The sequence below is a fragment of the Mesorhizobium sp. P171375 genome (assembly GCF_057786075.1).
Window position 1 is genome coordinate 4,204,280 of the sequence record NZ_JBYNWF010000001.1, and the last position, 21,343, is coordinate 4,225,622.

Below are 21,343 nucleotides of genomic sequence, written 5' to 3' on the forward strand. Positions count from 1 at the left end.
ATGCCGCTGCGCAGCAGGCATCCCGCCATTGCACAAGGGTTTCAGCACGACTTCATTGCAGCAGCACGACGGGCTGCTCCCTGGCTCCCAAGGCAGCCGATAGCCGGCTTCGTTCACCGGCCTGTCACTGACGTCGCCTATCCCCGGGTCGACCCGGCAAGGAGCGATTCTCGATGCGGACCATATGCCTTCTGTTTTGCGCAGCACTTGCCGCCTTCACCGGCGAGGCCCAGGCAAGCGAAACCCGCGCCAGGCAGATCCTCGACCGTTTCGAGCATGCCAACCAGTGGCGCGACCATGTCATTGTCGCCGCGCATCGCGCCGGCAGCATGCAGGCCGGCAAGACGCTCTATGCCGAAAACTCGCTCGTCGCCGTCGAAGGCGCGATCGCCATCGGCGCCGAGATCGTCGAGGTCGACATCAGGCGCTCGAAGGATGGTGAATTCGTCGTCATGCATGACAGCTGGCTCGACCGCACCACGACTTGCAAGGGCGAGGTGTTCAACTACACGCTGGCAAAGCTCAAGCGTTGCAAGCTGGTGGTCGAAGGCACCGGCGCCGTCACCGGGGAAAGTGTTTCCACGCTGCGCGAAATGCTGCTGGCGACCAGGGATCGGATCCTGATCAATCTCGACAACAAGCTCGATGTCCAGGCGCTGCCCGGGATGATCGCGGTTGCCCGCGATCTCGGCATGGCCGAACAGGTGATCGTCAAGGAAAACCTCTGGAACCAGCAGCGGATCGACACCGTCAAGGCGACGCTCGACACCGCCGGCGGCGGTTTCCAGTTCATGCCGATCATCGCTGACGACGCCGTGCATGACGCTGCCTTTGCCGAGCAGGTCGGCAAGGCATTTACGCCCGGCGCGATCGAGGCGCAAACGCTAACTGAGACCGGCGGTCCGCTGTTCAGCACTCGCATGCGGGCAGTGTCGGTGCGGGGCGGCTGGCACATCTGGGCTGACACCTACGCCATCGTCAACAAACCGGGCGGCTTCCTCTCAGGCGGCCGCGGCCAGCCTGCCGGCCGAGACCTACGGTTTCTGGGCCGAACGCGGCGCCACCATCATCCAGACCGACGAACCGAAGGTTGCGATTGCGTGGCTGGCGGCGAATGGGTTTCGCGTGCCTTATGCGGATGATGCAAAGCCGGCCGAGCCGGCGAGTACGGCGAGTATCAATTAGAAATTCAACGCCGGCGCTTCACCCCACCCGGCGCTGCGCGCCGACCTCCCCATCGAGGGGAGGTAGGGCGTTGGCGCTTATGTCCTGACCATTGCAATGATCGCAGGGCAGGGAAGCTGCCGCAGCCTCCTACCTCCCCTCGATGGGGAGGTCGCGCCGAAGGCGCGGGTGGGGTGATAGCGCAACCCGCAAAGGTCTCACGCCGCCTTCGCGACCCCATCCAACTCGCTCAGCACATCAACCGACAGCTCCAGCTCCGCCGCCGCCAAATTCTCCCTCAAATGCCCAACCGACGATGTCCCCGGAATCAGCAGGATATTCGGCGAGCGCTCGAGCAGCCAGGCCAGCGCCACCTGCATCGGCGTGGCGCCGAGCCGCGCCGCCACCTCCGACAAGGTCGACGATTGCAGCGGGCTGAAGCCGCCGAGCGGGAAAAATGGAGTGTAGGCGATACCGGCGCGCGCCAACTCGTCGATCAATCCGTCGTCGTGTCTGTGCGCCAGATTGTACATGTTCTGCACGCAGACGATCTCGGCAATCCCCCGGCCTTCCGCGACCTGCGCAGGAGTGACGTTGCTCAGGCCGATATGGCGCACCAGCCCCTTGCGCTGCAATTCGGCAAGCGCTGTCAACTGCCCTTCGATCGAGCCTTCGGACGGCCCCATCGTCCCGAACATGGAGCGCAGATTGACGACGTCCAGAACCTCAAGGCCGAGGTTCCTCAGATTGTCGTGCACAGCTTGCTCAAGCTCCTTGGGCGAATTGGCAGGCAGCCAGGAGGCATCGCTGCCGCGCCGCGCGCCGATCTTAGTGACGATGACGAGGTCTTGAGGATAGGGCGCCAGCGCTTCGCGGATCAGCTGGTTGGTGACATACGGGCCGTAATAGTCCGAGGTGTCGATGTGGTTGACCCCGGACGCCACCGCCTCGCGCAACACGGCAATGGCCGCGTCCCGATCCTTCGGCGGACCGAAAACGTGGGGGCCGGCAAGTTGCATGGCGCCGTAGCCGAGCCGCTTCACGGTGTGGCTGCCGAGGGTGAATATGCCGGACTTTTGGATAGTGGACATGCTCGATCTCCTTTGAGGAGGCGAAGATAGACGCTGCTCAACCTCGGGATAATAAGGTACAATCCGCACAGCTTGTGCGGAATGGCGAACAATGATGGACCTTGGCGATCTGAACTCATTCGTGGCGGTGGCGCGTGCCGGCGGTTTTCGCGAAGGGGCTCGCGCCAGTGGCGGCAGCGCGTCGGGCTTGAGCGAGGCGGTGCGCCGGCTGGAGACGCAGCTTGGGGTCAGGCTGTTCAACCGCACGACGCGCAGCGTTGTCCCGACCGAGGCCGGCCTCAGCCTCTTGGGACGGCTTGGCCCGGCACTGTCGGAGGTGGAGGCGGCGCTCGACGTGGTCAATGGGTTTCGCGACAGGCCGGCCGGTTCGCTGCGTCTCAACGTGCCGGTCAGCGCCGCGCGGCTGATATTGCCCGACATCATTCCGGGCTTCCTCGCCGCTTATCCCGGCATCCGGCTCGAGGTGATCGCCGATGAGAACTTTGTCGACGTTCTGGCGGCCGGCTGCGATGCCGGCATCCGCTACGACGAGCGGCTGGAGCAGGACATGATCGCGGTGCCGATCGGACCGCGCGTGCAGCATTTCGCCACGGCTGCCAGCCCTGCCTATCTGGATCTTCATGGACGGCCGCAACATCCGAGCGACCTGCTTGGCCACTCCTGCCTGCGCGGCCGCTTTGCCAGCGGTGCGATGCTGCCGTGGGAATTTGAGCGCGACGGCGAAGTGGTGCGGGTCGACACGACGGGGCCGTTGATCGTGCGGATCGGCGGCGCGAGCGACCTTGCCGTCCATGCGGCGATTGCCGGCAGCGGCATCGTCGCGCTCTTCGAGGGCTGGCTTCGCCCTCACTTCGAGAGCGGCGCCCTCGAGCCCGTCCTCGAACCGTGGTGGCAGAGCTTTTCCGGACCGTTTCTCTATTATCCGGGACGGCGCTTGGTGCCGGCGCCGCTGCGGGCGTTTATCGATTTCGTCAAGGCCGGCAAGTTCTGAGACTTGAACTGAAGCCGGCGCCGTCACCCCACCCGCCGCTGCGCGCCGACCTCCCCATCGAGGGGAGGTAGGGCGTCACGCCCCTTGCACTGTCGTTCCGTGCCCTGCCACCTTATTGAATGGCGTCGGGCGAAACTGCCGCGACCTTCTACCTCCCCTCGATGGGGAGGTCGCGCCGAAGGCGCGGGAGGGGTGACTGCCGAGACCCAAAACAAAAAGGCCACCCGGAGGCGGCCTTTTCGACATGGAAGCTCGATACGCTTAGCGCTTCGAGAACTGGAAGCTGCGGCGGGCCTTCGCCTTGCCGTACTTCTTGCGCTCGACGACGCGGCTGTCGCGGGTCAGGAAGCCACCCTTCTTCAGCACGGCGCGCAGTGCCGGCTCGTAGTAGGTCAACGCCTTGGAGATGCCGTGACGAACCGCACCGGCCTGGCCGGACAGGCCACCGCCGACGACAGTGGCGACGATGTCGTACTGGCCGGCGCGGTTGGAGGCGATGATCGGCTGGTTGAGGATCATCTGCAGGACCGGACGCGCGAAATAGGTCGCGAATTCCTTGTCATTGACGACGATCTTGCCGGAACCCGGCTTCACCCAGACGCGCGCAATAGCGTTCTTGCGCTTGCCGGTGGCATAGGCGCGGCCCGACTTGTCGAGCTTCTGGACATGGACGGGAGCAGCCGGCTGCGTGTTGGTGTTGCCGGTAGCCGTTCCGAGTTCTGCGAGCGAGGAAAGCTCAGCCATCTTACGAAGCCTTCTTGTTCTTGGCGTTCAGCGCGCCGACGTCGAGGGTGACGGGCTGCTGGGCGACATGCGGATGTTCCGTGCCTGCATAGACGCGGAGGTTCTTCATCTGGCGACGGCCGAGGGGCCCGCGCGGGATCATGCGTTCGACGGCCTTCTCAACGACACGCTCGGGGAAACGGCCCTCGAGCAGCTGGCGCGCGGTGCGCTCCTTGATGCCGCCGGGGTGACCGGTGTGCCAGTAATAGACCTTGTCGGTGAACTTCTTGCCGGTGAACACCACCTTATCGGCATTGATGACGATGACGTTGTCGCCGTCGTCGACATGCGGGGTGAAGGTGGGCTTGTGCTTGCCGCGAAGATGATTGGCGATGACAGTGGCGAGACGGCCGACGACGAGACCCTCGGCGTCGATCAGCACCCACTTCTTCACCACATCCGCAGGCTTCTGCGAAAAGGTTGCCATGGATTTCTGCTTTCGGTTAGGACCTACCCAAACGATCGGGAAGGCGTTTCTTGTTGCTTGGATTGGTGACAAGACGCTTGTCCGCCGCCAATAACAAAACGGCGGCCTTTGCGGGCCGCTGCTTCGGGAGGGCTTATAGGCGAGGGGGCTTTGCGCGTCAAGGCGCAGGAAACGCCCGTCATCGCCAAAAATATAGTAAAAACAACTACTTGAGTAAAAGGTATTATTTTACCACATCATTTATCCGCTTCGGCGGGATCGAATAGGTGCCCGTTGCATGCGCCACCGTGTGTCCGTCTGGTCCGGCAACGATGTCGATGTCGAACACCATAAGGCTCTTGCCCAGCTTCAGGATGCGGCAATGGCCGTCGATCGGCCCGGCCTCGGCCTTGCGGACAAAGTTGATGTTGAGGTTGACGGTCACCGATAGCGCGTCCTGTCCGGCATGGCTGAGCACGCAGACATAGCCGCCAATATCGGCCAGCGTGAACAGCGACGGACCCGACACCGTGCCGCCGGGCCGCAAATGCCGCTCGTCGGCATTGAGCCGCACCGTGCAGCCGCCAGGAAACACTTCAAGTGCTTCGTATGAAGCGAATTCGTCGTTGAGCTGCGGGTAGACGCTGGCCATCAGCGCATTGACTTCAGCCGCATTCAGCACCGGCTTGAGATTGTCCTGGGCGGGCATGTCGGTTTCCCCCTTGGCACCTGCGCCTGTATGAACGTGGTCCGGTCCCTGTTGCAACCGTCGCCGATGGCGTCAGGTCGGTTCGTCGCTTGTGCCAGCGTCGGTTTCAAGGTGTTGGACGAAGCAAGATCGCATACTAGATTGTAGTCATCCAACTCGACTGGGGAGAAGCGGCTCATGGCCGAAATAGTCGCGATCAAGCCGCCCGAAGGTCCGGTCATCGCCAGGCTGGACAAGGGCGTGCTGCGTCTGACGCTCGCCAACCTGCCTGCCAATGCCTTGTCGCTTGCCGCCATGGCGGCGCTGAGTGCCGAGTTCGACCATGCAAAAGCCAACAAATCCGTCCGCGTCATCGTCCTGGCGGCGGCCGGAAAGGTTTTCTGTGCGGGTCACGACCTCAAGGAAATGACCGCGCGCCGCGCCGACGCGGACAAGGGCAAGGTGTTCTTCGAGCAGACATTTTCGGCTTGTGCTGCCCTGATGCAGGCGATCGTGCGCCATCCGCTGCCGATAATCGCCGAGGTCGATGGCCTTGCCACCGCCGCCGGACTGCAGCTGGTGGCCAGCTGCGACCTCGCGATTGCTTCGCACGAAGCGACCTTCTGCACGCCCGGCGTCAATATCGGCCTGTTCTGTTCGACGCCGATGGTGGCGCTGTCGCGCAATGTCTCGCGCAAGCAGGCGATGGAGATGCTGCTCACGGGCGAGACCATTGATGCCGCGACGGCCAAGGAGTTCGGCCTTATCAACCGCGTCGTGCCGCGCGAATACCTTAATCAGATCGTCACCAAATACGCGCAAACCATTGCTTCCAAATCATCTTTGGTGGTCAAGACCGGCAAGGAAGCCTTTTACGCGCAGGCCGAAATGGGGCTGGCCGACGCCTATGCCTATACAGGCCGCGTCATGGTCGAGAACATGCTGGCACGCGATGCGGAAGAAGGCATCGGCGCCTTCATCGGCAAGCGCAAGCCGGAATGGACGGACGACTAAAACATGGAACCGCGCATCTCGATCATCACCGTCGCCACCGACGATCTCGACCGCGCCGTGCGCTTCTATGAGGCAATGGGCCTGAAGCGTCACGCCGGCATCACCGACGGCGTCGCCTTCTTCCAGATGGGCGGCGTCATTCTCGGCCTGTTTCCACGCCAAAGCGCCGAAGAAGATTCAGGCGTCACCTTCGCCAGGGCGCCGTCGGCGGTCTACCTCGCCTACAACACCCGCTCCGATGCCGAAGTCGACGAGGTGCTCGCCATGGCGGAGAAAGCCGGCGGCAGGATCGTCAAGCCGGCCGGCCGCGCCTTCTGGGGCGGCTGGTACGGCTATTTCGCCGATGCCGACGGCCATGTCTGGGAAGTCGCCCACAATCCGGCCTTCCCGATCGCGGAAGACGGCACCATTTCGCTGCCGGACTGATCGCCGGGGATGGCCTACCGCAAGCAGTTGACGCGGCTGAAGGCGCCTTACCTCAAGCGCATCCTGCTCGATCCCGAGCGGGTGGCCGACTGGGAAAAATACCCGTGGAACCTGCCGCTGTTTCGCGGCCAGGAATTCTCGCTCGAATTCAACACGCCGATCACCATCATCGTCGGTGAAAATGGCACAGGCAAATCGACGCTGCTGGAAGCCATCGGCGCGCTGGCCGGTTACGACGAAGCAGGTGGCGGCAAGGGCTACATGCCGGTCGACCATTCTCATGCCATCGACAAGAGCGGTGCTGGGCTTGCCAACAGCTTTCGTTGCCATTGGCTGCCGAAGGTTACAGCCGGTTGGTTCTTTCGCGCCGAATCCTTCTATTCTGTAGCCCGTTACCTCGACGAGGCGGCCAGAGAATCCGGCGGGACGCCGCCGGATTTCCTGTCCTGGTCACATGGCGAGGGCTTCATCCGCTTCTTCGAGGAGCGCTGCCGCCGGCAAGGCATCTACATCCTCGACGAGCCCGAAAGCGCGTTGTCGCCATCGCGGCAGATCGAACTCTTGAAGATGCTGCGGCGCATGGACCAGTCGGGGACCGCGCAAGTGATCATGGCCACGCATTCGCCGCTGTTGATGGCCTGTCCGGGCGCTAGGCTGTTCCGCATCAGCCGTTTCGGCCTCGACCCGACCGATTTCAGCGACACCGACCATTTTCGCATGATGCGCGACTTCTGCACCGACCCGCAGGCGTTTATGGAAGAGGCGCTGCAGGAAGACAACGAGTGACGGTGCGGGCATGAGCGACGATCTCAACTGGCAGAGCGAACAGGCTTGCCGCGAAGCCTGGCCGGCAGCGGTAGAGACGGTTTTCGACGGCTGGCTTCTCAGGCGCTCCGGCGGCCGGATCCGGCGCAGCAATTCGGTAAATCCCTTGCGGGGCAAGCGCGGAACGCCTGAAAGCGTGCTCGATGTTGCCGAGGCATTCTATCTCGATCATGGCCAGACGCCGCTGTTCCGGGTTCCCGACATCGCCGCCGAAATGGACACGCTGCTCGGCCGCCGCGGCTACGATTTCGAAGGCGGAACCATCCATCTCTATGGCGGGATCGAGGAACTGGTCGATGTCAGCGATGAGTACGTCACCGTGTCGCCGACGCCCAGCGAGGACTGGTTCGCCGCGCGGTTCCGCATGGGTGCCTATGACGACACCGATCGCCGCGTCTTTCGCGAGATGCCCGGGCTGATCACCGGCGACAAGGCGTTCGTGTCCTGCGAGCGCGACAGCGAAATTGCCGCTTTGGCCTATGGCGTCATCCGCAATGGGCTGCTTGTGGTGGAGTCGGTCGAGACCGACAGCCGGTTTCGGCAGCAAGGCCTCGGCCGAAGGACGGTCGGCAGCCTGATCGGCTGGGCGCGGCGTGCAGGGGTCTCGGCGGCCTGCCTGCAGGTCGTCGCCGACAATGCGCCGGGCCGCGCGCTCTATGCTTCGCTTGGGTTCACCAAAGAACTCTACCGCTATCACTACCGCAGGAAGGCAATTGCCGGATGAACCACGATACCTACGACAATGCCTATATCGGCGGCATCCTCAATTCGGTGAAAACCATCGCCATGGTCGGCGCGTCGGCCAATGACGTCAGGCCGAGCTTTTTCGTGCTGAAATATCTGCTGGCCAAGGGTTTTTTGGTCTTCCCGATCAATCCCGGACAGGCCGGCAAGGAAATCCTCGGCCGCACAGTCTATGCCAGCCTGGCCGATCTGCCGGGTCCCGTCGATATGGTCGACATTTTTCGGGCCTCCACTGCAGTGCCCGGCATTCTCGATCAGGTGCTGAAGCTCAATCCCTTGCCGAAGGTGATCTGGATGCAGCTTGGCGTGCGCAATGACGAGGCGGCGGCGCGCGCCGAAGCGGCCGGCATCAAGGTGGTGATGAACCGCTGCCCCAAGATCGAATATGGCAAGCTGTCGGGCGAGATCGGCTGGACCGGTGTTAACTCGGGTGTGCTGTCATCTAAGAAGCCGCTGATGCGGTCGGGATTCCAGAGTTTTGGCGTGCGCCAGAAATAGACCGCGATCCCGAAAGCCATGCTCGGTTCCCAGGCGAGCAAAATATTCCGGGAAGCGATGAAGTTCCCCGCGCGTTCATCGTAGATCGCTTGCCGAAAGGTATTTTCTTCTTTGCATTCGTGGCTGCGGTTCGCCAAGAATGCCCACGATTTTCAGAAGGTTCAGGAGAGGGAGGTTTCGATGACCCGTACGCCCGGTTTCAACACGCTCGCCGTCCATGCCGGCGCCAAGCCCGACCCGGCGACCGGCGCACGCGCCACGCCGATCTATCAGACGACCTCCTTCGTCTTCGACGATGCCGACCATGCCGCGTCGCTGTTCGGGCTGAAGGCCTTCGGCAACATCTACACCCGCATCATGAACCCGACCCAGGCGGTGCTGGAGGAACGCATCGCCGCGCTTGAAGGCGGCACCGCGGCGCTGGCCGTTGCCTCCGGCCACGCCGCGCAGGTCCTGGTGTTCCACAATCTGATGCGCCCCGGTGACAATTTCGTCGCTGCGACAAGGCTTTACGGCGGCTCGATCAACCAGTTCGGCCATGCCTTCAAGAATTACGGCTGGGAAGTGCGCTGGGCCGACACCAACGACATCTCCACCTTCGAGAGCCAGATCGACGACAAGACCAAGGCGATCTTCATCGAAAGCCTGGCCAATCCGGGCGGCACTTTCGTCGATATCGAAAAGATCGGCGACATCGCCCGCAAGCACGGCCTGCCGCTGATCGTCGACAACACGCTGGCCTCGCCCTATCTGGTGCGGCCGATCGAGCATGGCGCCGACATCGTTGTCCATTCGCTGACCAAATTCATCGGCGGTCACGGCAATTCGATCGGCGGCGCCATTGTCGACGGCGGCACCTTCGACTGGTCGAAATCGGGCAAGTACCCGATGCTGTCGGAGCCGCGCCCCGAATATGGCGGCATCGTCCTGCACGAAACCTTCGGCAATTTCGCTTTCGCCATTGCCGCGCGCGTGCTTGGCCTGCGCGACCTCGGCCCGGCGATCTCGCCCTTCAACGCCTTCCTGATCCTGACTGGGCTGGAGACCTTGCCGCTCAGGATGCAGCGCCATTGCGACAATGCGGTCACCGTCGCCGGCTGGCTGTCCAACCACCCCAAGGTCGCCTGGGTGAACTATCCCGGCCTGCCAAGTGACAAGAACAACGCGCTGCAGAAGAAATACTCGCCCCTCGGCGCCGGCGCAGTGTTTACCTTCGGCCTGAAGGGTGGCTACGAGGCGGGCGTCAAATTCGTCGAGGCGCTCGAACTGTTCTCGCATCTGGCCAATGTTGGCGACACCAAATCGCTGGTCATCCACCCGGCCTCGACCACGCACCGCCAGCTGTCCGACGAGCAGAAGGTCAAGGCCGGCGCGGGACCGGACACGGTCCGGCTTTCCATCGGCATCGAGGATGTCAACGACATCGTCGCCGATCTGGAACAGGCTCTGGCCAAGGTTTGATCTTTACCCTCCCCCTTGTGGGGAGGGTCGGCGCGCAGCGCCGGGGTGGGGGCAAGCCGGCGCAAGCCGGCTCTTTCATGGAGGCAATTCTTGTCCACGCATTACCTGACGATATCGACCGACAGCGTCGACGCCGAGCATGGCGCGCCGGCACCGGATCGCCTGATTGCGGGCGATCCGAAATTCCGCACATGGAACGTCGAGGAGCGCGACGGCGGCCTATACGCCGGGATATGGGAAGCCACGCCCGGCAAGTGGCGCATCGTCTATGACGAATGGGAGTTCTGCCACATCCTGTCCGGCGTTTCGGTGATAGCTGAGGACGGCGGCGAGGCGCGCACCGTGCGTGCCGGCAACAGTTTCGTGCTCAGGCCGGGCTTCAAGGGCAGCTGGGAAGTGCTTGAAACGACTCGCAAGGAGTACGTGATCAAGCTCTGAACGACTACTTCGGAAACGAACTGAGGCACCCTTCCGACGCCTTGTCGTGCATCGCCAGCGCATCCTCGGCCTCGGCATCGCTGTCCGATATTTCGTCGCGGTAGTAGCGTGTCACCAGGTCGAGCCCGGCTTGCGTTATTCCTTGCGTCGGCATTTCGCGGGCAAGGCAGCCGCACAGGCCGAGCGCCCGGTCCCGTGTGCCGAACTTGCGGTTGCCCAGGATGAAATCCTTGGCCGGACAGGCGGCGATGAAGTCACTGAAATCTTGCGTCTGGTCGCCATGGTTGAAGTAGGCCGGCTGCCACTGGCTCTTGCCGCCGATGATGTCGCAACCGGTTGCGGTGTCGCTTGCGCTGGTGGCGATGGCCTGCCAGGCCTTCTCCTTGTCGCCCGTCGGATAGTCGAATTTCTCGCCCAGAGAGGCGGCATATTGATCGAGGTCGGCCTGTGTGAAACCGATCGCCTGAAAGCGATTGAACTGGCACTGACATTCGCCGGCGACCCTTTCGGCCTCGCCCTCTTCGGGCTGCTCGTTTGACCCCGGCCTCGCGTCAGAACCCGACGACGAGCCTTTCCAGCCCATGGAAGTGATAAGTGTCGCGGAAGCACGGCTCCTCGGCAAGATGGAGCTGCGGCCGCCGCTCGAACAGCGTTTTCAGCGATACCTGCAATTCCAGCCGCGCCAGCGGCGCGCCGATGCAGAAATGAATGCCGGCGCCGAACGAGACGTTCTTCTGGTCGGCGCGGCCGGGCCGGAAGACCTCGGGTTCGGCAAAGGCAAGCGAGTCATGGTTGGCCATGCCGAGCAGCAGGCCGATCGTCTCGCCCGGTTGTACGACAACCCCTGATGTCACCTCGATCTCATGATAGGCGTAGCGGGTGAACATGTGCAGCGGCGCGTCGAAGCGCAGGCATTCCTCGACGGTAGCCGCGGTAGCCTCCGGCGAGGTGAAGAAACGGCCGGGATCGCCGCCTTGCGCCAGCAATGAGCGCACGGCGTTGCCGGTCTGGTGGACCGTTGCTTCGTGGCCGGCATTGAGCAAAAGGATGGCGGATGAGACCAGTTCGTCCTCCGAGAGTTTCTGGCCATCCTCCTGCGCCGCGATCAGCAACGACAACAGATCGTCGCCTGGCTGCTTGCGCCGCTTGGCGACATAGCCGCGCAAAAAGTCGGAAAAATCGCGCGCGGCGCGATTGGCCGTTTCCTCGATCTCGCGTGTGCGGCTGTGCATGTACATGGCCACCATCTGGTGCGACCAGTCGAGCAGTTGCGGCCCCATTTCGACCGGCACGCCAAGCATTTCGGCGATGATGGTGATCGGCAAGGGTGAGGCGAAGGCAGGCAGCAGATCGACCTGGCCCGGTTCGAACCGGTCGATAAGCTCATTTGCGAGCGCTTCGACGCGGGGTCTCAACCGCTCAACCTGGCGCGAGACGAAGGCGCGGTTGACCAGCGTCCTCAGCCTGGTGTGCACCGGCGGTTCCAGCTCCAGCATCGAATTGGTCTCGATGCCGTCGAAGGCGGCAAGATGCGAGCGATCCATGCCGACGCCGCGCCTGTCCGGAACGCCGGTCGGACTCTGCCGGCCGAAGCGGCGGTCGCGCAGCAGCCGGTTGACGTCGTCGAAGCCGCCAAAACACCAGAAGCCGAATTCTTCCCAGAAGAAGGCGTTCGATGCGCCATGCAGGAAGGCGTAGGCGTCGTAAGGGTTCTGGAAAAACGCCGGCTCATGCGGATCGAGCCGAAGACGGCGCGCGGCTGGATCAAAGGAGAGGTAGGGCGGCATGGATTTGGTCATGCCAGACCATTAGCGCGGCTTGCCAGCTTGGTGCCAGACCGTATGTTGCCCACCGACGGGCCTATGGATTGAGCCAGCCGGGACGGCTCTCAACGACGTGCCGAACTCTAATCCTGGCAATGGCGCGCAATATGCACGCGGCGCCAGCTGGTCGAGCCTTCCTGCACCACCACCCGGCGCGCCACCCGCTGGTATGACGGCGCAATCTCGGTGATGTGCCGCCGCTCGGGCCGCACCAGCACTTCATGCGCGACGCTCTCATATTCGGCCGGCAGCACGACCCGGCGGGTACGCGCGGGTTCAATCTCTACCGTTTCGGCGACACGCGCATAGCGCGCCTTGCGCCAGATCTTGCACAGCACCCGGCGGCCATGGATGACGCGCCACTCCCAGGCATAGCCGCCATCGTCGACCTTGACCGTGTGATAGACGGTGCGGGTGATGGCCGGCACGACCTCATAGGTGACGCGGGGCGGCGCGATCTGCTCGACGCGCTCCATCGTGCCGTAGATCGGGGGGTCGTAATCGACCAGCTGCCCGCCGGGGCTGACCATGACGTCTTCATAGACCGTGTCATAGAGCGCCGGCCTGTGCACCGGCTCGTAGCATTCGGCGGCGCGGCCGCCGGCGACCGCTTCAGACACCATGCCGAGACCGGCCAGGCCGGCAATGGCGAGGCAAGCTGTTTTCCTGATCATGGCACTCCCCCTGTTTGAACGCGAAAACGCAAGTTCAACGTTGAATTGTAGGGTATGGTTCTCTAGGGGAAAGCGGTTTCGCCGCATTTCGTTAAGCGATGCGGTTAAGGAATTGCTACACTCAACGGGGCCAGCCGCGTCCTGGCTTCCCCTTGCGCGGAAACCTTGATTCGACTTAACCAGATGGCTAGGAGAAGGCGGCCTTGCGCTAGGGTGAGCCGGCATCCTATTTACATCCTAACCGTCCAGAACCGATTCTGCCCGATTGCTCATATTCCCGGCGCCGGAATCCCCATCTCCAAAAAGGGATAGTCCATGAAGAACCCCGTCGAAACCTACATGAACCTCGTTCCGATGGTGGTCGAGCAGACCAATCGCGGCGAGCGGGCCTACGACATTTTCTCGCGCCTGCTGAAAGAGCGCATCATTTTCATCACCGGCCCGGTCGAAGACGGCATGGCGACGCTGGTTTGTGCGCAGCTTTTGTTCCTCGAGGCCGAAAATCCGAAGAAAGAGATCAACCTCTACATCAACTCGCCGGGCGGCGTGGTGACCTCGGGCATGGCGATCTACGACACCATGCAGTTCATCAAGCCGGCGGTGTCAACGCTGTGCATCGGCCAGGCGGCGTCGATGGGCTCGCTGCTTCTGACCGCCGGCCACAAGGATATGCGTTTTGCCACGCCGAATGCCCGCATCATGGTGCACCAGCCTTCCGGCGGCTTCCAGGGCCAGGCGTCCGACATCGAGCGCCACGCCCAGGACATCATCAAGCTGAAGCGCCGCCTCAACGAGGTCTATGTCAAGCACACCGGCAAGAGCTACGAAGAGATCGAAAAGACGCTTGACCGCGACCATTTCATGACCGCCGACGAAGCCAGGGATTTCGGCCTCATCGACAAGGTCATTTCGTCGCGCGAGCCGGTCGAAGGCGTCGCCGCATAAGGCTGCATGGCCGTTGGATGGCGGGATAACACGCTTTTGCTGGGATTTGCGGCATTTCGGCCACAATTGGCTGTTCCCTCGGCGGATGGGATTGCCTACGTTAATGCTATGTTGATTTTCGACGGCTTAGCTTTGGGTGGGGTTGTCGCGAATCATTGCTACGTTTTCTGATTTGTGTTTCGTAAGGATTGCGTTGCGGGAGCCGGGACACTGGCGGCGGCGAATTCCCGCGATAGATAGAATATGCGCCGTTTCAGCCAGACCATCGGCGGGCGGCGATGAAAGGACAGGAAAATGAGCAAGGTCGGCAACAACAGCGGTGATTCCAAGAACACGCTTTATTGCTCGTTTTGCGGCAAAAGCCAGCACGAGGTGCGCAAGCTGATCGCCGGCCCGACGGTGTTCATCTGCGACGAGTGCGTCGAGCTGTGCATGGACATCATCCGCGAGGAGAACAAGACCTCGATGGTGAAGTCGCGCGAGGGCGTGCCGACACCGCAGGAGATCCTCAAGGTCCTCGACGACTATGTCATCGGCCAGCCCTACGCCAAGCGCGTGCTGTCGGTGGCCGTGCACAACCACTACAAGCGCCTGGCGCATGCCGGCAAGAACAACGACGTCGAACTGGCGAAGTCCAACATCCTGCTGATCGGCCCGACCGGCTGCGGCAAGACGCTACTTGCGCAGACGCTGGCCCGCATCATCGACGTTCCCTTCACCATGGCCGACGCCACGACCCTGACCGAAGCCGGTTATGTCGGTGAGGACGTCGAAAACATCATCCTGAAGCTCTTGCAGTCGGCCGACTACAATGTCGAGCGCGCCCAGCGCGGCATCGTCTACATCGACGAAATCGACAAGATTTCGCGCAAGTCGGACAACCCCTCGATCACCCGCGACGTGTCGGGCGAGGGCGTGCAGCAGGCGCTTCTGAAGATCATGGAAGGCACCGTCGCCTCCGTGCCGCCGCAGGGCGGCAGGAAGCATCCGCAGCAGGAGTTCCTGCAGGTCGACACTGCCAACATCCTGTTCATCTGCGGCGGCGCCTTCGCCGGGCTGGACAAGATCATCTCGGATCGCGGCAGGAAAACCTCGATCGGCTTCGGCGCCATCGTCGCTTCGCCCGAGGATCGTCGCACCGGCGACGTCTTCCGCCTGGTCGAGCCCGAGGATCTCCTGAAGTTTGGCCTGATCCCTGAGTTTGTCGGCCGTCTGCCTGTCCTGGCGACGCTGGAAGACCTCGACGAGCCGGCGCTGATCCAGATCCTGACCGAGCCGAAGAACGCGCTGGTCAAGCAGTATCAGCGGCTGTTCGAGATGGAGAGTGTCGACCTGACCTTCCACGAAAATGCGCTGTCGGCGATCGCCAAGCGCGCCATTGAGCGCAAGACCGGCGCCCGCGGCCTGCGCTCGATCATGGAAGCGATCCTGCTCGACACCATGTTCGAACTGCCCGCGCTGGAAGGCGTGCGCGAAGTGGTGATTTCGGAAGAAGTGGTGACCGGCAGCGCCCGGCCGCTCTACATCTATTCCGAGCAGAAAGAAAAGAAGGGCAACGTCAGCGCCTGACATGGCATCTGGCCCAACCTTTTTATGGAACGGCGCCCCTTGGGCGCCGTTTTGCTGTGGTGAGGTATCAAGCCTAGTGCTGGAGTGGACGAACGGCCCGTGTTGACCCTTGATCTTTGCCCCTTGTGCATCCAACTAACACTGGAAGGCCGTGGTGCCGAATTCTGTGCTGTAAAACTCCCGTCACAAACGGTGGTAGGCGGAACGACCCACGGTCGTTAATATGAGATTCGCGGTTGGCTCAATTAGCGGCCGCGACATGAAAGGTTGGACAATGGCCAAAATATCCAAGGCTCCCAGCGACGGCGTCTTCGCAGTCCTCCCACTGCGCGACATCGTGGTGTTCCCGCACATGATCGTTCCGCTCTTTGTCGGGCGTGAAAAGTCGATCAAGGCGCTGGAAGAGGTTATGGGTCAGGAAAAGCAGATCCTGCTTGCCACCCAGATGAATGCCGCCGATGACGATCCCGAGCCCGATGCGATCTTCGACATCGGCACGCTCGCCAATGTGCTGCAATTGCTGAAGCTGCCCGACGGCACCGTCAAGGTGCTGGTCGAAGGCGCTTCGCGCGCCAAAATCGTCTCGTTCACCGACCGTCCGGACTTCCACGAAGCCCGCGCTGCGGCGCTGGTCGAGCCGGAAGAGGAAGAGGTTGAGGTCGAGGCGCTCGCGCGTTCGGTCGTCACCGACTTCGAGAACTACGTCAAGCTGAACAAGAAGATCTCGCCCGAAGTGGTGGGCGCTGCCAGCCAGATCGACGACTATTCCAAGCTCGCCGATACGGTCGCTTCGCATCTCGCCATCAAGATCCCTGAAAAGCAGGAGATGCTGGCCACGCTTTCCGTCAAGGAGCGGCTGGAAAAGGCGATGGGCTTCATGGAAGCCGAAATCTCCGTCCTGCAGGTGGAGAAGCGCATCCGCTCGCGCGTCAAGCGCCAGATGGAGAAGACGCAGCGCGAATACTACCTCAACGAGCAGATGAAGGCGATCCAGAAGGAGCTCGGCGAAGGCGAGGACGGCCGCGACGAAGCCGCCGAGATCGAGGCGCGCATCAAGAAGACCAAGCTCTCCAAGGAGGCCCGCGAAAAGGCGGAAGCCGAGTTGAAGAAGCTGCGGACGATGTCGCCGATGTCGGCTGAATCAACCGTCGTGCGCAACTATCTCGACTGGATCCTGTCGATCCCGTGGGGCAAGAACTCCAAGGTCAAGCAGGACCTGGCGTTTGCGCAGAACGTGCTCGACACCGATCATTTCGGCCTCGACAAGGTCAAGGACCGCATCGTCGAGTATCTCGCCGTGCAGAGCCGCCAGAAGAAGCTGAAGGGGCCGATCCTGTGCCTCGTCGGCCCTCCCGGCGTCGGCAAGACCTCGCTCGGCAAGTCGATCGCCAAGGCGACCGGCCGCGAGTTCATCCGCATGGCGCTTGGCGGCGTGCGTGACGAAGCTGAGATCCGTGGTCACCGCCGCACCTATATCGGTTCGATGCCCGGCAAGGTCATCCAGTCGATGAAGAAGGCCAAGAAGTCCAACCCGCTCTTCCTGCTCGACGAGATCGACAAGATGGGCCAGGACTTCCGCGGCGATCCGTCATCGGCCTTGCTCGAGGTGCTCGATCCCGAGCAGAACTCGACGTTCATGGACCATTACCTCGAGGTCGAATACGACCTTTCGAGCGTGATGTTCGTGACGACGGCGAACACGCTGAACATCCCTGCGCCCTTGATGGACCGCATGGAGATCATCCGTATCGCCGGCTACACCGAGGACGAGAAGATCGAGATCGCCAAGCGTCACCTGATGCCCAAGGTGGTTCGCGACCACGCGCTGCAGCCGAAGGAATTTTCGGTCAGCGAGGACGCGATCCGCGGCATCATCCAGACCTACACCCGTGAAGCGGGTGTCAGAAGCCTGGAGCGCGAGCTGATGAAGCTCGGGCGCAAGGCGGTGACCGAGATCCTGAAGACCAAGAAGAAGACGGTGAGCATCACGGCGGCGAACCTCGCCGACTACCTCGGTGTTCAGCGCTTCCGCTTCGGTCAGGTCGAGGCTGACGATCAGGTCGGTGTCGTCACCGGTCTTGCCTGGACGGAAGTCGGCGGCGAGCTGCTGACGGTCGAAGGCGTCATGATGCCCGGCAAGGGCCGCATGACAGTGACCGGCAATCTGCGCGACGTGATGAAGGAATTGATTTCGGCGGCGGCCTCCTATGTCCGCTCAAGAGCCGTCGATTTCGGCATCGAGCCGCCGCTGTTCGACAAGCGCGATATCCACGTGCACTTGCCGGAGGGCGCTACGCCGAAGGACGGACCGTCCGCAGGTGCCGCCATGGCGACAGCCATTGTGTCGATACTGACGGGTATTCCGGTCAGGGCCGATGTGGCGATGACTGGCGAGATAACGCTTCGCGGCCGCATCTTGCCGATCGGCGGCCTCAAGGAGAAGCTGCTCGCCGCACTGCGCGGCGGCATCAAGAAGGTGCTGATCCCGGAAGACAACGCCAAGGATCTGGCGGAGATTCCGGACAACGTGAAGAACGGGATGGAGATCATTCCGGTCTCACGCGTCGGCGAGGTTCTGAGGCATGCGCTGGTGCGCATGCCGGAGCCGATCGAGTGGGTCGAGCCGGTCAATCCGCCGGCCACGACCGATAGCGCCGACGATGCTGGAAAGTCGCTTGCACATTAGTTTTTGCTAAGTGTGCAGTGCACAAATGGAAAGCCGGGCCTTGAGCCCGGCTTTTTCATGTGAAAAACCCACCTTTTCCGGGCTTTTTCGAACTTTTTCCGCGCTTTTCGACTTGGTTGCGGGAGCGCTTCTTTCTAAAGTCCGTTTCCTGCCGGATGAGTCGAAGAGTTCCGGTTTTTCTCATGGAAGGGAATTTTTATGAACAAGAACGAACTGGTTTCCGCTGTCGCTGAATCCGCGAGCATTTCGAAGGGTGACGCACAGTCGGCGGTCGATGCGGTGTTCTCCGTCATCACTGGCGAACTGAAGAAGGGCGGCGATGTACGGCTCGTCGGCTTCGGAAATTTCACCGTCTCCAAGCGCGCGGCGTCGACTGGCCGCAACCCGCAGACTGGCGCGGAAGTGAAGATTCCGGCGCGTACCGTGCCGAAGTTCTCGGCCGGCAAAGGCCTCAAGGACGCGGTCAACTAAGACCATTTTTTCTTTTCAGAGAATCTTGAAAAGCCGGGTTCGCCCGGCTTTTCTTTTGCCTCGACGGCAAAGCGACACGGCAGGCCGTCAGCCCGCTGAGGCGAGCCTTCAGCCCACCGGCGCGTCGGGCCTCATCAGGCCTTCCTGCTTGAGATCGGCCCAAAGTGCTGCGGGCAGCTTGGCGTCGAGCAGTGCGCGGTTGCTTTCAACCTCGGCCGGCCGCTGGCCGCCGGGGATGACCGACACCACGGACGGGTGCAGCAGCGGGAACTGCAGCGCAGCCTCGATCAGCCTGATGCCATGGCGCTTGCAGACCCCCTCGATGCGCCCGACACGATCCATGATGTCGTGTGGCGCCTCGGAGTAATTGTAATAGGCGCCTGGCTTCGGCCCGGTCGCCAGTATGCCGGAATTGTAGGGGCCACCGAGCACGATGCCGATGCCGCGCTTCTCACAGAGCGGCAGGAAGGTGGCAAGCGCTTCCTGCTCGAGCAGCGTGTAGCGCCCGGCCAGTAGGAACAGGTCGAAATCGCCGCGCTCGGCCAGCGTCTGGCAGACCTCCCATTCGTTGATGCCGCCGCCGAACGCCTTGATCACACCCTGGTCGCGCAGCGCAAGCAGTCCGTTGTAGCCCGAGGCCATGAACTCCTCGATACGCTGGTCGGACGCTTCCTTGCTGCCATGGGTGAAGATGTCGAGGTCATGGACGAAAAGGATGTCGATGCGGTCGACGCCGAGCCGTTCCAGCGATGCCTCGAACGAGCGCATGACGCCGTCATAGCTGTAGTCGTAGATTTCGCGGCGCGTCGGCGTGTCGAAGAACTTGCCGATGCCGGTGCGCTCTTCCGGCGAACAAACGCGTAGCAGGCGGCCGACCTTGCTCGACAGCACATAGTCGTCACGGCTTTTGCCGCGCAGGAAGGCATTGAGGCGTGTTTCGGCGAGACCTAAGCCATAGAGCGGCGCGGTGTCGTAGTAGCGGCAGCCGGTCGCCCACGCCGCCTCCAGCGTGGCATTGGCATCCTCGTCGGGGACGGCGCGGTAGAGGTTGCCGAGCGGCGCGCTGCCGAAGCCGAGTTCGGTGAAGTCGATGCCGCCATTGCCGATGCGGTCGAAATGCCGTGTCTTCATGTCGCTTGAGATTTCCTGGATTGATTTGTCTGACATGACACTATCACGCCGGTGGCACAGCAAAAGCCGCGGCGGCTGTTGGACACGCATTTTCGCGGTGATAGCATGAACAAAAACAAGCCTTTCCCGGCAAATGCGCAACCGGAAATCCCGGCCACAACCCTGGCGGAACCCTGATGACGAATGCCGGCTCGGATATGTTCGCGACCGCCCTGCAAGAGCTGGGCGCCGTGCTGGCGCGCGTCGACGAAGCCGGCATCGACACTGCTTGCGCAACGCTTGCCCGCGCGCAAAAAATCGTCGTCTATGGCTGCGGCCGCGAGGCCTTGCAGCTCAAGGGCCTCGCCATGCGGCTCTATCACCTTGGGCTCGACGTGTCGGTGGTCGGCGACATGAACACGCCACCTCTTGGCACGGGCGATGTCTTCCTGGTCAGTTCCGGTCCGGGCGAGACCACGACGGTGCTGACCTTGATGCGGGTCGCCCGTGGCGCCGGCGCGACGGTGCTGCTGCTCACCGCCGAGGCCGGGGGCAGTGCGACCGCACTCGCCGACTTCACCTTGCTGATCCCGGCGCAGACCATGGCCCGCGACCAGGGGCCGCAAAAGACATCGCTGCTGCCGATGGGCTCGGTCTTCGAAGGCGCTTTGTTCCTGCTGTTCGAGGTGATGGTGCTGAAGCTCAAGGGGCTGACCGGCCAGTCGTCCGAGGCCATGCGCGCGCGCCACACCAACTTGGAGTAGGCGCGATGCGCTACGAATTGATGCTGCCGCACCAGATCCGCAAGGCGATCGCCGAGAACTGGCCGGTCGCCCTCCCGCTCGGCGTGCTCGAATATCACGGCGAGCACATGGCCGTCGGCATGGACACGCTGGCCGTCATCAAGACGCTGGAGCTCTACGAAAAGGAAGCCGACATCGTCATCCTGCCGTCCTTCTACTACGGCGCGGCGAGCTATGTGGTGGCAGCACCCGAAGGCAGCGGTTCGGTGCAGGTCGGGGGCAATCAGCTGGCGCCGTTTGGCGAAGAGCTGTTCTACAGCCTGCTACGCATCGGCTTTCGCAACATCCACGCGATCATCCACCACCAGACCGAGAATTTCGCGGCGGGGATGCCGACCGATCTCGCCTTCAAGATTGCCGGCCGCCAGGCGATCTTCCGCTTCCTCGAGAAGCAGCGCGGCGAGGGCTGGTGGGGCTCGAACGAGATGGCCGACTATTATGCCGAGCACGCCGCCGGCGAAAATTTCTTCAACTGGGTGCAGGTGCACCCGCTGATGTCGGCCGCCATGAACGGCAAGTACCCGTTCGACCATGCCGGCATCGGCGAGACCTCCTTGATGCTGGCGCTGTGCCCGGAAGCAGTCGATGCCGGACATTTCGCAGACAACACAAGCTGGTTCACGGCAAGTGCGCCGGAGGCGTCCGCCGAACTCGGGCAAAAGGGTGTCGCCATGATCCTCGATCACCTGCGAGCCATTTTGAAGCCCTGACCAATAGCCGGGCGTGCAGGCTT

At 62.4% G+C, this 21,343-nt stretch carries 22 protein-coding genes and 1 pseudogene; 15 read left to right on the forward strand and 8 right to left on the reverse strand.

All coding sequences use genetic code 11. The features are described from left to right. The first annotated feature begins 173 nt into the window (after nucleotides 1–173). Nucleotides 174–1,185, forward strand: a pseudogene (locus ACYHH6_RS20340) (glycerophosphodiester phosphodiesterase family protein). 197 nt (nucleotides 1,186–1,382) lie between these two features. Here ACYHH6_RS20340 and ACYHH6_RS20345 read toward each other — a convergent pair. Further along, nucleotides 1,383–2,255 carry an aldo/keto reductase family oxidoreductase gene (locus ACYHH6_RS20345; protein WP_352591150.1) on the reverse strand — a complete coding sequence of 291 codons (873 nt, stop codon included), beginning with the start codon at nucleotides 2,253–2,255 and terminating at the stop codon, nucleotides 1,383–1,385. A gap of 91 nt (nucleotides 2,256–2,346) precedes the next feature. On the opposite strand from ACYHH6_RS20345, the gene ACYHH6_RS20350 reads away from it, so the two are divergent. Next, nucleotides 2,347–3,246 (forward strand): LysR family transcriptional regulator, encoded by a 900-nt coding sequence (locus tag ACYHH6_RS20350; RefSeq protein WP_352591147.1) that lies wholly within the window; start codon nucleotides 2,347–2,349, stop codon nucleotides 3,244–3,246. Nucleotides 3,247–3,507: 261 nt separating this feature from the next. On the opposite strand, the gene rpsI is transcribed toward ACYHH6_RS20350, so the two are convergent. The 3 genes from rpsI to ACYHH6_RS20365 form a co-directional block, all read right to left on the reverse strand. Continuing rightward, entirely contained in the window at nucleotides 3,508–3,990 is a 483-nt protein-coding gene (rpsI, locus tag ACYHH6_RS20355) for a 30S ribosomal protein S9 (protein ID WP_112561361.1), read from the reverse strand. A gap of 1 nt (nucleotide 3,991) precedes the next feature. After that, a complete protein-coding gene (rplM, locus tag ACYHH6_RS20360) occupies nucleotides 3,992–4,456 on the reverse strand; it encodes a 50S ribosomal protein L13 (protein WP_112561362.1) in 465 nt (154 codons plus the stop codon). 223 nt (nucleotides 4,457–4,679) lie between these two features. Beyond that, nucleotides 4,680–5,144, reverse strand: a complete 465-nt coding sequence (locus ACYHH6_RS20365) for a PaaI family thioesterase (RefSeq protein ID WP_352591144.1) — start codon at nucleotides 5,142–5,144, stop codon at nucleotides 4,680–4,682. 177 nt (nucleotides 5,145–5,321) lie between these two features. Between ACYHH6_RS20365 and ACYHH6_RS20370 the strand changes: the two genes are divergently transcribed. From ACYHH6_RS20370 to ACYHH6_RS20400, 7 genes are all read left to right on the forward strand, one after another. Continuing rightward, a complete protein-coding gene (locus tag ACYHH6_RS20370) occupies nucleotides 5,322–6,137 on the forward strand; it encodes an enoyl-CoA hydratase (protein ID WP_352591141.1) in 816 nt (271 codons plus the stop codon). Between the two features lie 3 nt (nucleotides 6,138–6,140). Beyond that, on the forward strand, nucleotides 6,141–6,563 hold the full coding sequence (locus ACYHH6_RS20375; RefSeq protein ID WP_352591139.1) for a VOC family protein: 423 nt from the start codon (nucleotides 6,141–6,143) through the stop codon (nucleotides 6,561–6,563). A 9-nt stretch (nucleotides 6,564–6,572) separates the two neighbouring features. Further along, entirely contained in the window at nucleotides 6,573–7,349 is a 777-nt protein-coding gene (locus ACYHH6_RS20380; protein WP_352591136.1) for an AAA family ATPase, read from the forward strand. 10 nt (nucleotides 7,350–7,359) lie between these two features. Then, entirely contained in the window at nucleotides 7,360–8,112 is a 753-nt protein-coding gene (locus tag ACYHH6_RS20385; RefSeq protein WP_352591133.1) for a GNAT family N-acetyltransferase, read from the forward strand. Then, the gene (locus tag ACYHH6_RS20390) at nucleotides 8,109–8,630 is read left to right on the forward strand and encodes a CoA-binding protein (protein ID WP_352591130.1); all 522 of its coding nucleotides are present in this window, start codon (nucleotides 8,109–8,111) and stop codon (nucleotides 8,628–8,630) included. Before ACYHH6_RS20385 ends, ACYHH6_RS20390 begins: the two co-directional genes overlap by 4 nt. 180 nt (nucleotides 8,631–8,810) lie before the next feature. Further along, on the forward strand, nucleotides 8,811–10,091 hold the full coding sequence (locus tag ACYHH6_RS20395; protein WP_352591127.1) for an O-acetylhomoserine aminocarboxypropyltransferase: 1,281 nt from the start codon (nucleotides 8,811–8,813) through the stop codon (nucleotides 10,089–10,091). Between the two features lie 90 nt (nucleotides 10,092–10,181). Next, a complete protein-coding gene (locus tag ACYHH6_RS20400) occupies nucleotides 10,182–10,529 on the forward strand; it encodes a cupin domain-containing protein (RefSeq protein ID WP_352591124.1) in 348 nt (115 codons plus the stop codon). A 4-nt stretch (nucleotides 10,530–10,533) separates the two neighbouring features. Here ACYHH6_RS20400 and ACYHH6_RS20405 read toward each other — a convergent pair whose 3' ends face one another. The 3 genes from ACYHH6_RS20405 to ACYHH6_RS20415 all read right to left on the reverse strand — a co-directional run bounded on the left by ACYHH6_RS20405 (nucleotide 10,534) and on the right by ACYHH6_RS20415 (nucleotide 13,026). Then, on the reverse strand, nucleotides 10,534–11,112 hold the full coding sequence (locus ACYHH6_RS20405; protein WP_352591121.1) for a hypothetical protein: 579 nt from the start codon (nucleotides 11,110–11,112) through the stop codon (nucleotides 10,534–10,536). After that, entirely contained in the window at nucleotides 11,081–12,328 is a 1,248-nt protein-coding gene (locus ACYHH6_RS20410) for a cytochrome P450 (protein ID WP_352591118.1), read from the reverse strand. The genes ACYHH6_RS20405 and ACYHH6_RS20410 overlap by 32 nt, the downstream gene beginning before the upstream one ends. A 107-nt stretch (nucleotides 12,329–12,435) precedes the next feature. Further along, the gene (locus tag ACYHH6_RS20415) at nucleotides 12,436–13,026 is read right to left on the reverse strand and encodes a hypothetical protein (RefSeq protein WP_352591115.1); all 591 of its coding nucleotides are present in this window, start codon (nucleotides 13,024–13,026) and stop codon (nucleotides 12,436–12,438) included. 315 nt (nucleotides 13,027–13,341) lie between these two features. Here ACYHH6_RS20415 and clpP point away from each other — a divergent pair, with 315 nt between their 5' ends. The 4 genes from clpP (at nucleotide 13,342) to ACYHH6_RS20435 (ending at nucleotide 18,697) form a co-directional block, all read left to right on the forward strand. Next, nucleotides 13,342–13,971, forward strand: coding sequence for an ATP-dependent Clp endopeptidase proteolytic subunit ClpP (gene clpP, locus ACYHH6_RS20420; RefSeq protein WP_192253416.1), 630 nt, complete (start codon nucleotides 13,342–13,344; stop codon nucleotides 13,969–13,971). A 294-nt stretch (nucleotides 13,972–14,265) separates the two neighbouring features. After that, nucleotides 14,266–15,540, forward strand: a complete 1,275-nt coding sequence (gene clpX, locus ACYHH6_RS20425) for an ATP-dependent Clp protease ATP-binding subunit ClpX (protein ID WP_023682305.1) — start codon at nucleotides 14,266–14,268, stop codon at nucleotides 15,538–15,540. Nucleotides 15,541–15,814: 274 nt separating this feature from the next. After that, a complete protein-coding gene (gene lon / locus ACYHH6_RS20430) occupies nucleotides 15,815–18,226 on the forward strand; it encodes an endopeptidase La (RefSeq protein ID WP_488500463.1) in 2,412 nt (803 codons plus the stop codon). Nucleotides 18,227–18,424: 198 nt separating this feature from the next. Next, on the forward strand, nucleotides 18,425–18,697 hold the full coding sequence (locus ACYHH6_RS20435; protein ID WP_112392385.1) for an HU family DNA-binding protein: 273 nt from the start codon (nucleotides 18,425–18,427) through the stop codon (nucleotides 18,695–18,697). Between the two features lie 108 nt (nucleotides 18,698–18,805). Here the strand turns inward: ACYHH6_RS20435 and ACYHH6_RS20440 are convergent, their stop codons facing one another. After that, nucleotides 18,806–19,828 carry an aldo/keto reductase gene (locus tag ACYHH6_RS20440; RefSeq protein ID WP_352591227.1) on the reverse strand — a complete coding sequence of 341 codons (1,023 nt, stop codon included), beginning with the start codon at nucleotides 19,826–19,828 and terminating at the stop codon, nucleotides 18,806–18,808. 176 nt (nucleotides 19,829–20,004) lie between these two features. Here ACYHH6_RS20440 and ACYHH6_RS20445 point away from each other — a divergent pair, with 176 nt between their 5' ends. Beyond that, nucleotides 20,005–20,571, forward strand: coding sequence for an SIS domain-containing protein (locus ACYHH6_RS20445; RefSeq protein WP_352591111.1), 567 nt, complete (start codon nucleotides 20,005–20,007; stop codon nucleotides 20,569–20,571). Between the two features lie 5 nt (nucleotides 20,572–20,576). Then, on the forward strand, nucleotides 20,577–21,320 hold the full coding sequence (locus ACYHH6_RS20450; RefSeq protein ID WP_352591108.1) for a creatininase family protein: 744 nt from the start codon (nucleotides 20,577–20,579) through the stop codon (nucleotides 21,318–21,320). Nucleotides 21,321–21,343 lie beyond the last annotated feature (23 nt).